13 protein-coding genes are annotated in these 13,296 nt (G+C 25.2%); 7 read left to right on the top strand and 6 right to left on the bottom strand.

Annotated features, from left to right (window positions below):
• Positions 1 to 33 precede the first annotated feature (33 nt).
• From ubiA to ACTTAV_RS02130, 5 genes are read left to right on the top strand one after another with little or no spacing between them, the layout of a single operon-like run.
• Entirely contained in the window at positions 34 to 900 is an 867-nt protein-coding gene (gene ubiA, locus ACTTAV_RS02150; RefSeq protein ID WP_440669890.1) for a 4-hydroxybenzoate octaprenyltransferase, read from the top strand.
• A complete protein-coding gene (locus tag ACTTAV_RS02145; protein WP_440669888.1) occupies positions 900 to 2,636 on the top strand; it encodes an ABC transporter ATP-binding protein in 1,737 nt (578 codons plus the stop codon). Before ubiA ends, ACTTAV_RS02145 begins: the two co-directional genes overlap by 1 nt.
• Positions 2,636 to 3,877, top strand: coding sequence for a 3-deoxy-D-manno-octulosonic acid transferase (locus ACTTAV_RS02140; RefSeq protein ID WP_440669886.1), 1,242 nt, complete (start codon positions 2,636 to 2,638; stop codon positions 3,875 to 3,877). The genes ACTTAV_RS02145 and ACTTAV_RS02140 overlap by 1 nt, the downstream gene beginning before the upstream one ends.
• Complete coding sequence (gene lpxK, locus ACTTAV_RS02135) at positions 3,867 to 4,808, top strand: tetraacyldisaccharide 4'-kinase (protein WP_440669885.1); 942 nt, start codon at positions 3,867 to 3,869, stop codon at positions 4,806 to 4,808. Before ACTTAV_RS02140 ends, lpxK begins: the two co-directional genes overlap by 11 nt.
• Positions 4,801 to 5,661, top strand: a complete 861-nt coding sequence (locus tag ACTTAV_RS02130; RefSeq protein ID WP_440669883.1) for a lysophospholipid acyltransferase family protein — start codon at positions 4,801 to 4,803, stop codon at positions 5,659 to 5,661. Before lpxK ends, ACTTAV_RS02130 begins: the two co-directional genes overlap by 8 nt.
• 2 nt (positions 5,662 to 5,663) lie before the next feature.
• Here ACTTAV_RS02130 and ACTTAV_RS02125 read toward each other — a convergent pair whose 3' ends face one another.
• Positions 5,664 to 5,861, bottom strand: a complete 198-nt coding sequence (locus ACTTAV_RS02125; protein WP_440669882.1) for a DUF2093 domain-containing protein — start codon at positions 5,859 to 5,861, stop codon at positions 5,664 to 5,666.
• Between the two features lie 21 nt (positions 5,862 to 5,882).
• Here ACTTAV_RS02125 and purD point away from each other — a divergent pair, with 21 nt between their 5' ends.
• A complete protein-coding gene (purD, locus tag ACTTAV_RS02120) occupies positions 5,883 to 7,148 on the top strand; it encodes a phosphoribosylamine--glycine ligase (RefSeq protein WP_440669880.1) in 1,266 nt (421 codons plus the stop codon).
• The gene (gene rsmD / locus ACTTAV_RS02115; RefSeq protein WP_440669879.1) at positions 7,145 to 7,708 is read left to right on the top strand and encodes a 16S rRNA (guanine(966)-N(2))-methyltransferase RsmD; all 564 of its coding nucleotides are present in this window, start codon (positions 7,145 to 7,147) and stop codon (positions 7,706 to 7,708) included. The genes purD and rsmD overlap by 4 nt, the downstream gene beginning before the upstream one ends.
• Here the strand turns inward: rsmD and ACTTAV_RS02110 are convergent.
• Genes ACTTAV_RS02110 through ACTTAV_RS02090 form a run of 5 tightly spaced genes read right to left on the bottom strand, consistent with a single transcriptional unit; the run spans position 7,688 to position 13,295 of the window.
• Positions 7,688 to 8,854 carry a glucose-6-phosphate isomerase gene (locus ACTTAV_RS02110; RefSeq protein WP_440669877.1) on the bottom strand — a complete coding sequence of 389 codons (1,167 nt, stop codon included), beginning with the start codon at positions 8,852 to 8,854 and terminating at the stop codon, positions 7,688 to 7,690. The two genes, rsmD and ACTTAV_RS02110, sit on opposite strands and share 21 nt — an antisense overlap.
• Positions 8,854 to 9,180 (bottom strand): DUF3035 domain-containing protein, encoded by a 327-nt coding sequence (locus ACTTAV_RS02105; RefSeq protein ID WP_440669875.1) that lies wholly within the window; start codon positions 9,178 to 9,180, stop codon positions 8,854 to 8,856. Before ACTTAV_RS02105 ends, ACTTAV_RS02110 begins: the two co-directional genes overlap by 1 nt.
• Complete coding sequence (gene lspA / locus ACTTAV_RS02100) at positions 9,167 to 9,661, bottom strand: signal peptidase II (protein ID WP_440669874.1); 495 nt, start codon at positions 9,659 to 9,661, stop codon at positions 9,167 to 9,169. Before lspA ends, ACTTAV_RS02105 begins: the two co-directional genes overlap by 14 nt.
• Entirely contained in the window at positions 9,646 to 12,375 is a 2,730-nt protein-coding gene (gene ileS / locus ACTTAV_RS02095; protein ID WP_440669873.1) for an isoleucine--tRNA ligase, read from the bottom strand. Before ileS ends, lspA begins: the two co-directional genes overlap by 16 nt.
• Positions 12,372 to 13,295, bottom strand: coding sequence for a bifunctional riboflavin kinase/FAD synthetase (locus ACTTAV_RS02090; RefSeq protein WP_440669871.1), 924 nt, complete (start codon positions 13,293 to 13,295; stop codon positions 12,372 to 12,374). Before ACTTAV_RS02090 ends, ileS begins: the two co-directional genes overlap by 4 nt.
• Position 13,296 lies beyond the last annotated feature (1 nt).

Genomic DNA, 13,296 nt, shown 5'->3' with positions numbered 1-13,296 from the left:
CAATCTTGCCTTTGTTATTTACAAGTAAATTTTATGAACCAATTTATCTTATTTATTGAACTTACTAGACTAAAAAAGCCAATTGGATATATGTTGCTTTTTTGGCCATGCGCATGGGGTTTAACTCTAATTTATGATTTTTCTCAAAATTTAAATAATTATTTATTTTATCTTTTACTTTTTTTTCTAGGCTCAGTTCTAATGAGATCAGCAGGATGTATAATAAATGATATCCTTGATAGAAAATTTGATAGCCAAGTTTCACGAACTAAGAATCGACCAATTGCATCAAAAAAAATTTCAGTATCAAGGGGTTTAATCTATGCAGCTTTTTTATGTGGATTAGCGTTTCTGGTTCTTATAAATTTTAATTATTTTACAATCTTGGCAGCATTAGCATCAATGCCTTTGGCATTCACTTATCCTTTAATGAAAAGATATACTTATTGGCCCCAACTTTTCTTAGGTATTACTTTTAATTATGGTTTAATTCTTGGTTGGACGTCAATAACAGAAAGTATAAATATCATTCCAATAATTTTTTATTTAGGGGCCATATTTTGGACACTAGGATACGACACAATTTATGGATACCAAGATATAAAAGATGATGAAATTATTGGATTAAAATCAACTTCGATAAAGTTTAAAGGAACAGCTAAAACTTTTTTAATTATATGTTACTCAATATTAATATCTTTATTAGTCATTGGAGGTTATCTAATGGATTTTAATTTTCTCTACTTTTTATTTTTAATTATTCCTGCAGCTCAATTGTTTTTGTTTCAAATCAAATGTTTTGATTTAAATAACACAAGTACTTGTTTAAAAATATTTAAGAGCAATAATTATTTAGGATTAATAATCTTTATAAACATTCTAATTGGCAAAATTTTTTAATGAATAAAACTATAACTCTTAAAAGACTTTTTAGAGAATACACAAAAAAATATGTTAAACAAATTTTTATAGCTGTATTTTTTTCTCTTTTAGTTGCCGCAAGTACTTCTTCTATTGCATGGCTTTTGGATCCAGCCATTGAAAAAATATTTATTGAAAAAGATCAAACTTTATTAATGATCATTCCAATACTAATAGTTATTGCTTTTACAACGAAAGGTGTCTCCCTTTATCTTGCAAAAATTATCATGATTAATGTTGGGGAAGATATTAAAAAGAAACTTCAATTTGACATGTTAAATACTTTAATTCGAGCAGATACTCAGTCAATTGATGAAAAACACTCTGGAAAGTTTATTTCTAATCTTACTTATGATGTTATGCACATTACAAACCTTCTTAGCCATGGAATACTTAATCTTTTTAAAGACAGTCTAACCTTAATTGGACTACTTACGGTAATGTTTTTACAAAATTGGAAACTTTCTCTTATAGCAATAGTTTTGATACCAATAGCAAGTACTGCTGCAAGAAGTTTAGGAAAAAGAATGGGTAAAGTTACAACACAAGCCCAAGAAAAATCTAGTTTCTTAACAAAGTATCTTGTTGAATTGTTTAAAAATCACAGACTGACAAAAATTTTTCAAAAAGAAAAATACGAATCAAATAGAGCTGATAGTTATTTAAATCAACTTAAAGAAAAAAATAAAAAAATTGGACATGTAATAGTTAGAATTTCTCCAATAATGGAAGTATTAACTGGAATTATGATTGCAATTTTGATCTTTTATTCAGGAAAATTAATTGCGCGAGACGAACTAAGTGTTAATAATTTTTTTTCATTTCTTGCTGCAATGATGTTAGCTTATCAACCTGTAAGATCTTTATCGACTTTAAATGTCATTCTTAATCAAGGTCTTTCTGCAGCATCTAGAATTTTATCAGTTGTTGATACTGAAATTTTTATTAATGATAAATCTGATGCAAAAAAACTTGATATCAAAAATGCCCACATCGAATTTAAAGATGTAAATTTTAGCTATAATAGATCAGATGGAGTAGTTTTAAAAAATGTTAACTTGATTTTTGAAGGTGGAAAAATGACTTCTCTCGTGGGTCATAGTGGATCTGGAAAATCTACTATTTTGAATTTAATCCCAAGATTTTATGATCGTGCAACAGGTGATATAAAAATAGATAATCAGTCTATTTATGATTGTACAATTGATACTCTTAGAAAAAATATCTCATTAGTGAGCCAAGAAACAACTTTATTTGATGACACAATCAAAAATAATATAAAATATGCTAATTTAGACGCTTCTGATGAAGAAGTTTATGAGGCTGCAAAACTTTCACATTCTGATGAATTTATAAATAAATTACCAAATAAATATGAAACTTTAATTGGTGAAAATGGAGTTAGACTATCAGGAGGAGAAAAACAAAGGATTTCTATTGCAAGAGCTATGCTTAAAAAAAGCTCTATAATTCTTTTAGATGAAGCAACATCATCTCTAGACTCTGAAACTGAAACAAAAATTCAAGAAGCGTTAAAAATTTTAACAGAAAATAGAACTACAATTGTAATAGCACACAGATTATCAACAATTTTAAATTCAAATAATATTTATCTCATAGATTCTGGAAGAATAGTTGATAATGGGAAACATCAAGAATTACTAAAGAAATCTGAAATTTATAAGAACTTTCATGATAAACAAATTAAAAGATAATGATTTTTTTTATTTACCAATTATTAATTCTAATAATACTATTACTTGCACCTATAATTATAACTCATAGAATTCTCAAAGGTAAAGAAAATAGAAAAAGCATAAAAGAAAAATTTTGTTTTTTTTCAAAAAAAAGAGGTCCTGGTAAACTTATTTGGTTTCATGGTGCAAGTGTGGGTGAAATACTGAGTATAATACCAATAATTAAAAAGTACGATAATGATAAATCTATTAGTAAGATTTTAATCACATCTAGTACATTAAGTTCATCAAACGTTTTGGGGGGAATTAAGTTTAAAAAAGTAATTCATCAATTTTATCCTATCGATTATTTTTTCTTTTCAAATAAATTTTTAGATTATTGGAAACCCAATATTGCTATTTTTTTAGAATCAGAAATTTGGCCTAGTATGTTTAAATCAATTAAAAAAAAAAATATTCCTTTAATTCTATTAAATGCAAGGATTACAAATAAGTCATTTAATCGTTGGTCAAAATTAAAAAGTTTTTCAAATTCAATTTTTAACTTAATTGATATTGCATATCCCCAAAATAAAGAAACAAAAAATTTTTTTCAAAAAATTGGATTAAAAAAAATTAAGGTAATTGGAAATTTAAAATATATTGATGATGTCTCACAAAATACTCAAATTGACCAAAAATTATTTTCTCAATTTAAAAAGTATAAAGTCTTTATTGCTGCAAGCACTCATGATACAGAAGAAATCTTTGCAGTAAAAACTCATATTCTACTAAAAAAGAAAATTAAAAATTTAATTTCAATTATAATACCGAGACATATCAATAGAGTTCCAGAAATAGTTGATCAAATTAAAAAACTTAACCTTAACGTAATTACAAGAAGTTCAAAAAAGAAAAAATTAATTAATACTGATATCTTTATCGTTGATACCTTTGGAGAATCTAGAAAATTTTATAAGATTGCTACCTCAGTCTTTTTGGGAGGCTCAATAATAAAAAAAGGTGGTCAAAATCCATTAGAGCCAGCTCGATTTGGAGCTAAAATATTGCATGGTCCTGATGTTGGTAATTTTAAAGAAGTTTATCGTTATTTGAGTCTATTAAAAATATCACATAAGGTAAAAACTCCATTGCAATGTGCAAATTCAATTATATTTAAAAAAAATATGAAAAAAGTACAAAAAATGAAATTTCTTGGAGATAGTATTCTTAAAAATACCTTAAATGAATTAGATAAATCAATAAATAATGATACTTAAAAAACCCAAATTTTGGGATTATAAAAAACCAAATGTAATTTCATATATACTTTGGCCAATATCTATCTTAATTGAAATTGTTAACTTACTCAAAACTATTAATCCAAAAAAAAAATATTCATCAATCAAAACAATTTGTGTAGGTAATATTTACATTGGGGGTACTGGAAAAACCTCATTGAGTCTAAAAATAAATGAAATTTTAAATAAAAATAAAATTAAAACATGTTTTGTAAAAAAATTTTACCGAGATCAAATAGACGAGCAAAATATATTAGAAAATAATGGCAAACTTTTTAAAAATAAAAAAAGAGCAGACTCTTTAGAAAGAGCTATTAGCGAAGGATACAAACTTGCAATTCTTGATGATGGACTACAAGATCCGTCTATTAATTGTGATTTTAATATTGTCTGTTTTAATAATATCAATTGGATCGGAAATGGACTTACAATCCCATCTGGACCTTTAAGAGAAAATATAAAAAATATTAAAAAATATAAGAATGTATTTCTAAACGGAAATAATGAAAATTTAGAAGAAATGAAAAAATTTATACTTAATATTGATCCAAATATAAACATTTATCAAGGTATATATGTTGCTAAAAATTTAAGTGAATTTAACTTAAATGATAATTTTTTAGCATTTTCTGGAATTGGTAATCATGAAACTTTCATATCGATGCTTAAAATTAATAAATTTAAAATTATAAAAGATATTGAATTTCCAGATCATTATAAATATTCAAAAAAGGATATTGATAATATTATTTCTATCTCAAAAGAATTGGATTGTAAGATTATTACAACAGAAAAGGATTTTATGAGATTAAAAGAAAATAAATATGATGATGTAAAATATATAAAAGTTAATCTAGAATTATTAGATGAAAAAAAATTTGTGAGAGATATATCAAAACTTTATGAATAAATTAAAATATTTTTTTCAATTTATATTAATTATTATAATTTTTTTTATTTTTAAAATTTTAGGTGTAAAAATTTCATCTTTTCTTGGAGGAAAATTATTTCAATTAATTGGCCCTTTTTTTAGATCAAAAGAAATAATTAATAAAAATATAAAAAGAGCATTTCCAAATATAGATAAGGAAAGATTAAACAAACTTAAATCATCAATGTGGAATAACTATGGAAGAGTTTTTGCGGAATATATGTTTTTAAAAAATTTTAGAAAAGGGTTTCTTGATAAGAATATTACTATTGATGGAGAGGAAATTCTCAATAAAATAAAAGATAATAATCAAAAAGTGATTTTTATTTCAGGACATTTTAGTAATTTTGAATTGATGGCAATGCAAATTGATAAATTAGGTTTAAATATTGCAGCAATCTATAGACCTTTAAATAATATTTTTTTAAACAGTATTATGGAAAAAATAAGAATTAGATATATTTGTAAAAATCAAATTAAAAAAGGTATAGGTGGATTAAAAGAATTAATGAGATTAAATTATCAAGGATACTCTACAGCACTAATGATTGATCAAAGGGTCTCTCAAGGAATAAAATCAAATTTCTTTGGTGAAAAAGCGTTTACAACTACCATCCCAGCTCAATTAATCAAAAAATTTGAAATCCCTGTTGTTCCAATTTTTATTGAAAGATATGAAAACATAAAGTTTAAAATGAAAGTTTTTGAACCAATTAATTTCTCTAAAGAAGATTCAATAATGAATATTACTGATAGATTAAATGAGATACTTGAAAATATGATATTAAACGATCCAAAAAGTTGGATCTGGACACATAATCGTTGGAAATAATTCTATTTTTTATCTAATTCCTCTCTTTTTATAGAAGCCTCAATGTATGAATAATAAGGCTCTTGTAAATCAACATTCCAATAATTTAGATTTTCAAGACTAATTGATTTTCCAGAAACTGCACAAATAACATAGTCACCTGGTTCAATTACTTGAAAATTATTTGGTAAATATTTTAATTTTGCTAATTTTTTATTCATTTATAGTTTATATGTTTATATATGAAAGTTGGTATTATTGGAAGTGGAGGACGAGAACACGCAATTTGTCACTCAATAAATAAATCAAAAAAAATAAATAAAATTTATTGTTTTCCTGGAAATGCAGGTACTTCAAAAATAGCTGAAAACATAGATATAAATTTTGATGAATTTGAAAAAATAAAAGATTTCATTTTAGAAAAGAAAATAGATCTTGTAATTGTTGGCCCAGAAAAACCGTTGGTAGATGGAATAACTGATTATCTTGAAAGTTATAATATAAAAGTATTTGGACCAAATAAAATAGCTTCTAAATTGGAAGGCTCCAAAATTTTTACAAAAGAAATATGTAAGAAATACAATATTCCTACAGCAAATTTTGGAATTTTTAAAAATAAAATTGAGGCAAATATTTTTTTAGATAAATCAAATCATCCAATAGTGATTAAAGCAGATAATTTAGCTGCTGGTAAAGGTGTTTATATTTGTGAAAATAAAGATCAATCAAACCAGGCAGTCAAAGAAATTTTTGAAGGTAAATTTGGGAAAGCGGAAAATGTTCTTATTGAAGAATTTTTAAAAGGTGAGGAAATGAGTTTTTTTATAATTACCGATGGTTCAAGTTTTCAAAGCTTTGGCACAGCACAAGATCATAAAAGAGTTTTAGAGGGTGACAAGGGAAAAAATACAGGTGGAATGGGTGCATATTCTCCGTCAAGATTAATTAGTCAAGAATTGGAAAAAAAAATTTTAAACAAGATCATAAATCCAACTCTTAAGGCCATAAGAGATTTAAAAACTCACTATAAAGGTTTTTTGTATGCTGGATTGATGATAAATAATAATGAACCGTACTTAATTGAATATAACGTAAGAATGGGAGATCCAGAATGTCAAACTTTACTTCCTAAATTAGAAAGTGATCTTTATGAAATACTAAACGCATGCTGCGAAAGTAATTTAGATAAAATAAAAATTCAATGGAATAAAAAAAAAAGTTTGTGTGTTGTTTTATGTTCAAAAGGTTATCCAGATAAATACAAAAAAAATGTAATAATAAAAAATTTAAATAATTTGAATCTTGAGACTGATGATTATTTGTTTCATGCTGGAACCATAAAAAAAGATACTCATATTTTAGCAACTGGAGGACGAGTATTAAATTTTGTCTCACTATCAGATAGTTTTGCAAAAGCTAGAAACAAAATTCATAAACAGATAAATAACTTAAACTGGGAAGATGGTTTTTTTAGAAAAGATATTGGTTTTAAAGTAATTGATAAATGAGAATAATTGGTGGGTATTTTAAAGGAAAAAAAATTTTAGTTCCAAAAGATAAAGAGACAAGACCGCTAAAGGATTTAACAAAAGAATCTATTTTTAATGTGTTAAATCATTCAAATAAATTTAAAGTAAATATAGAAAATTCTATAGTTTTAGACTTATTTTCAGGTGTTGGATCATTTGGCATAGAATGCTTATCAAGAGGAGCTGAACATGTCACTTTTGTTGAAAATTACAGTGGTGTCTTACCAATTTTGAAAAAAAATCTATCTAATCTAAAAATTACCAATAAATATGAAGTGATTGATCAAAATTTATTATCAAATTTCAACTTTGAAATAATCCTTAAAAAGTTCGATATAATATTTTTAGATCCACCATATAAAGAAAAGAAATTGAATAGTTTGATAGATAATATCTATGATAATAAGATTCTAAAAAATAATGGTTTACTAATTATTCACAGACACAAAAAGGAGAAAGATCAATTCTCTAAAAATTTTAAAATTTTAGAACAAAGACAATATGGTATATCTAAAATTTTATTTGGGACTTTGAATTAACAGTTTTTTGGTTTCTTTTTTTATAAGTTCGACAGCAGGTTGATTATAAGGATTAACTTTGAGAGCTCTACCGATTAAAATTGTTTCTAAAATAAAAAAACAAAACAATTCACCCAATGTTTTTTCATCTCTTTTTTTAATCTCAAAACTTCTAAATGGAATATTCTTCAAATTAAAAACTTTTTCTGTAGCTTTTTTTTGTGAAAAAGTAATTTCACTAATATTGTTTTTACTTATAAATTTATGAGATGGTAAAATATTTTTTCCTAAAATTTTTGAATAACTATTTTCATGTGTGTAAAAAAAAGTAAAAAAATTATTTTTAAATCCATCCAAGTAAAGTTGCATGACGCTATGATTGTCTTTGGGCATATTTGATAATATTGGCAATATACCTGTCTTATTTTTACCCAAGCTTTCTGCGACTAACTGTTGGTACCAAGAAAATAAATCTTCAGATTTTTTATCATAATTTATAATGACTGAATTAAATTTTTTTTTTTTTATAAAATAAATTATTGCGCTTACATTTGAAATCAGTGCATTCAAATATTTCTTATTTTTAATAAGATTATTAAATTGTCTAAATCTTTTAGAATTTAACCCCATTAGCTCAGCTGGTAGCATTCCAACTTCTGATAAAACTGAATATCTCCCACCAATGAAGTTATTATGGTGAATAATTTCTGCTTTTAATTTTTTTGCAAGTTCATGAAGATAGTTTTTTTTATTTTCTGTAATAAATATATTTTTATCATTTTTCTTTACATAGATATTTGAATTAACAATTGTCTCGATCGTATTACCTGATTTAGATACAATTAAATTTAAATATTTTTTTCTTTTACTAATTTTTTTAACTGGAGATAGATTGTTAATAAAAGTAAAATTTTTTTTAATTTTATGTTTTAAAAAATTATAAATTGCTTGTGTCCCAAGAGATGATCCACCCATCCCTATAATTCTCACATCTTTATAATTATTATAAATTTTAAGATTTTTTTTTTTAAAATTATCTTTGTAGTTATTTCTTAGTGAATTAATTACAAAATCTTTATCGTTAATTAAACTTTTTAGTTTTTTTTGAATATTAAATTGATTTTTTTTTAATTTAAAATTTTTAAAAAAAATTCCAGTAGTTATCATTAATTCTTTTTAATTTTTTCTAAAATAGAATTCTCAAAATTTTGACTTTGATTTACATTACTTTCTGTATCAGCCAAAGAATTTTCATTATTAGAGATTAATGATTTTATATTACTCTCTTCAACTTGTTCTGGATTTTCATTAGTATCACTTGGTAATGGTAACTCGTCAAAATCTGGTGGCATTACAAGTGGTGATTTTTTTTCAACCAAAAATTCATCAATACTATCTTTCTTTTGCGATCTAAAACCATCTTTTACTGTGTTGCATGCATTTAGAAAAACAATTGGAATAATAATTATTAATAATATTTTATTTTTTTTCATTAGTTTGTTTATAAATTAATTCTTGTAAAATCAAAAATAATACTCCTAAGGATATAAATATATCTGATACATTGAAAATAAACCAATGAAAATTTCCAATATGAAAATCTATAAAATCTGGAACTGCTTTATAAAAAATTCGATCATATAAATTACCTAATGCACCACCTAATATCATCAAAAGTGAATATTTTTTTATGCCTTCACTTCTCAAAATCATAAAAAAGATTATGGTAATTATAATAGCAATTAGAACTGTCAAAAAATTATATAAATTAACTTCATTAAATGAGAATAGACCAAACGCTATTCCTTGATTCCAAATTAAACTTATATTTAAATATTTAGATGCGAAAATATCGGGTGATAAATTTTTTTCATTTAACAATATTACATAATATTTAGAAATTCTGTCTAAAGCAAAAATAATTATAACTATCAAAAAATTTGAATACAAATTTTTATTTATATAATCTGACATTTGGGATGTCTTTCACATGGTTCATTTCTTATTTTCCAACAAACTGAACATTTTTTTCCTGATGCTTTTTTAGTTGTAACCAAGGTTTCTATTTGATCCTCAAAAGAAATGTTTACTTTCGATGTAATACACAACTCAGATAATTCAATATTATTTAAAATTTCTTTAAATTTAGTATCAAGTTTTATGTTAAGCTCAGCTTCTAAACTTGATCCTATTTCTTTACTAGCTCTTTTTTCCTCAATACTTATATTACAAATATCCCTTATCTTAATTAATTCAGTCCATTTTTTTTCAACTTCTTTATTTTCAAAATTTTTTGGGAAATTTAAAAAATTCTCTAAATGAATACTTTTATTTTTTTTTGATGCCAATTGATAGATCTCTTCAGTGGTAAATGAAATGATTGGAGCAAACCATCTAAGCAATGAATTCAGTAAAATATTTAAAACAACTATAGATGATTTTCTTTTTTTAGAATTTAATGGATCACAATATAACGTGTCTTTTCTGATATCAAAATAAAATGCTGACAAATCTACAGTGCAAAAATTTAGTAATTCTTTATACAAATTATGAAAATCATAATTATTAAAATATTTTTTAAACTGTATGTTTAAAGTATAAATTTTGTGCAGGATAAACTTTTCAAGCTCAGGTAAATTATTGATATCAACTTTTTCTAAATCAACATCTTCAAAATTATCATTAAGATTCCCCAATAAATATCTAAAAGTATTTCTTATCTTACGATATGATTCTGAATGTTGATCTAGTATTGAATAATCTATTCTAAGATCCTCTGCATAATTAGATGAAGCCACCCAAATTCTTAAAATATCAGCTCCATACTTTTTTAAAATATCTTCAGGCGCAATAACATTTCCTAAAGACTTAGACATTTTAAGACCTTTGCCATCTACAACAAACCCATGGGACAATATTGACTCAAATGGCGCTTTTCCTCTTGTGCCACAAGACTCTAATAAGGATGAATGAAACCATCCCCTGTGTTGATCAGAGCCTTCAAGATACATAGATGCAGGCCACTTTAAATCATCTCTTTTTTCTAATACAAAAGAATGCGTAGATCCGCTATCAAACCATACCTCAACAATATCACTAAGTTTTTCAAAATCTTCAGATTTATATTTATTCCCAAGAAATTTCTGAGGATCGTCAGAAAACCAACAATCGGAACCTTCTTTTTCATAAATACTTGCAATGTTTTCAAACACATTTTCATCAACTAAAATTTTTTTTGTTTTTTTATTTACAAAAATTGGTAATGGAACTCCCCATACCCTTTGCCTTGAAACACACCAGTCAGGTCTAGTTTCAATCATTGATCTCAATCTTTCTTTACCTTTGCTCGGATAGAAATTTGTTTCATCTATTGCTTTTAATGCTTTGCTTCTAAGTTTGTGACTTTCCATAGAAATAAACCATTGTGGCGTAGCTCTATGAACTAATGGGGCTTTTGATCTCCATGAATGAGGGTAAGAATGAATCAGCTCTCCATTAGATAAAAGTTTTTTTTGTTCTTTAAGCTTTTCAATTACAATAGGATTAGATTTGAAAATGTGCATTCCTTCAAATAAAACAACGTTATTGGTATATTTTCCGTCTCCATCAACTGTCTCTATTGCCTTGATACCATTATTTAAGCAGAGATTGAAGTCATCTGGGCCGTGACTTGGTGCACAGTGAACAATGCCAGTTCCTTGATCAGTCGTAACAAAACGTGCTTCTAGCATTGGTATATCATAATCATAACCAAGACTATGAAATGGATGGTTGCAAATAGTTCCCTTAAATTCTTTGCCTTTAAATTTATTTAAATTTTTATATTCTTTAATTCCACAATCTTTGATAACAGAATCTAACAATGTCTCTGCAATTACAATTTTCTTATTTTCAAATTCACTCTTGTCTTTAATTTCTATCACTAAATAATCTAAACTTTCGTTATAAGCTAAAGCTTTATTTGCTGGAATAGTCCAAGGAGTTGTAGTCCAAATAACAACATCACAATTTCTTAAATCGTCAAGATTTGTAAATTTAACTGGAAAGCATGCATAAATAGTATCTGATTTGTGATCTTGATACTCCACCTCTGCATCTGCTAAAGCAGTTTTTTCTACAGTTGACCACAAAACTGGTTTAAATCCTCTATAAAGACTCCCTTCTTTTAAAAATTTACCAAGCTCTCTAACAATTTGAGCCTCTGCATCAAAACTCATTGTCGAATAATAATTTTCCCAATCACCAACAACTCCAAGTCTTTTGAATTGCTTTTTATGAACTTCTATCCATTTTTCAGCAAAGGATCGACATTCTTTTCTAAATTCTACTATTGGGACCTCATTTTTATTTTTTTTATTTTTTTTATATTGTTCTTCTATTTTCCATTCAATTGGCAAACCATGACAATCCCAACCAGGCACATATACAGAGTCTTTGCCATCCATTTGGTGAAATTTTACAATAATATCTTTTAAAATTTTATTAAGAGCTGTACCCATATGTATATTCCCATTTGCATATGGAGGACCATCATGAAGTACAAATTTTTCTTTTCCTTTTCTATTTTTTCTTAATTCTTGATAAAGATTTATTTTATTCCAAAGTTCTAATATTTCTGGTTCTCTGACTGGCAGATTAGCTTTCATTGAAAAAGCTGTTTTTGGTAAATTTATTTCAGTTTTGTTCATTTTGTTTTTCTCGCAATCGAAAGGTCAATTTTAATTTGTTTTTTCAATTGTTCTACATTTTTGAATTTTTTTTCACTTCTAATAAATTTTAAAAATTCAACTGTTAAATACTTATTATATAAATTTCCATAAAAATTAAATAAATGAACTTCTAATAATATTTTTTTCCCATTAAAAGTTGGTCGATAACCTAAATTTGCTATCCCTTTTGTATAATTTGAACTTTTTTGTTTTTGAGTTTTTACTGCATATACTCCAGGTTTTGCCAGTATATAATCTTTGATATCTATGTTAGCTGTTGGGAAACCAATTTTTTTTCCCAGCTGTTTTCCTTTTTGGACTCTTCCTGTAATAGACCAGTTTCTTTTTAAAAGTTTATTTGCATCTTTTAATTTCCCAATTTGAAGATATTTTCTTATTAATGAAGATGAGATTACTTTTTTCTTTATTAATAAGGGTTGTGGTTTAATTATTTTATAATTATATTTTTTTTCATATTTTATTAATTCTTTAACATCTCCTTCTCTTTTATTTCCATATCTAAAATTGTTACTAACAAATATAAACTTTGGTTTTAGTTTATGACCTATAATTTCTTTAATAAATGAAATAGATTTTGTTTTTGAGAAATTTTTATCGAATTTTTTTGTAATAACAAAATCAACATTTAATTTATCAAAATTATTAATTTTTTGTTGTAAATTTGATATCCTAAAATTTTTTAAATTATTGTTAAAGTACATTTTTGGCATTGGCTCAAAAGTCAACACACCAATTTTTAAAGAATATTTTTTTTTGTAAGTTTTAGCTATATCAAATAGTTTTTGATGACCAGAATGAATGCCATCAAAATTACCAATTAGAATAATTGAATTTTTATGAAAATTTTTAATTTTAAAATTCTTATATATTTTAATCATT

The organism is Candidatus Pelagibacter sp. HIMB1483 (assembly GCF_052048135.1).
In the GTDB taxonomy this organism is placed as follows: domain Bacteria; phylum Pseudomonadota; class Alphaproteobacteria; order Pelagibacterales; family Pelagibacteraceae; genus Pelagibacter.
This window is presented reverse-complemented; position numbering and strand designations above follow the sequence as displayed.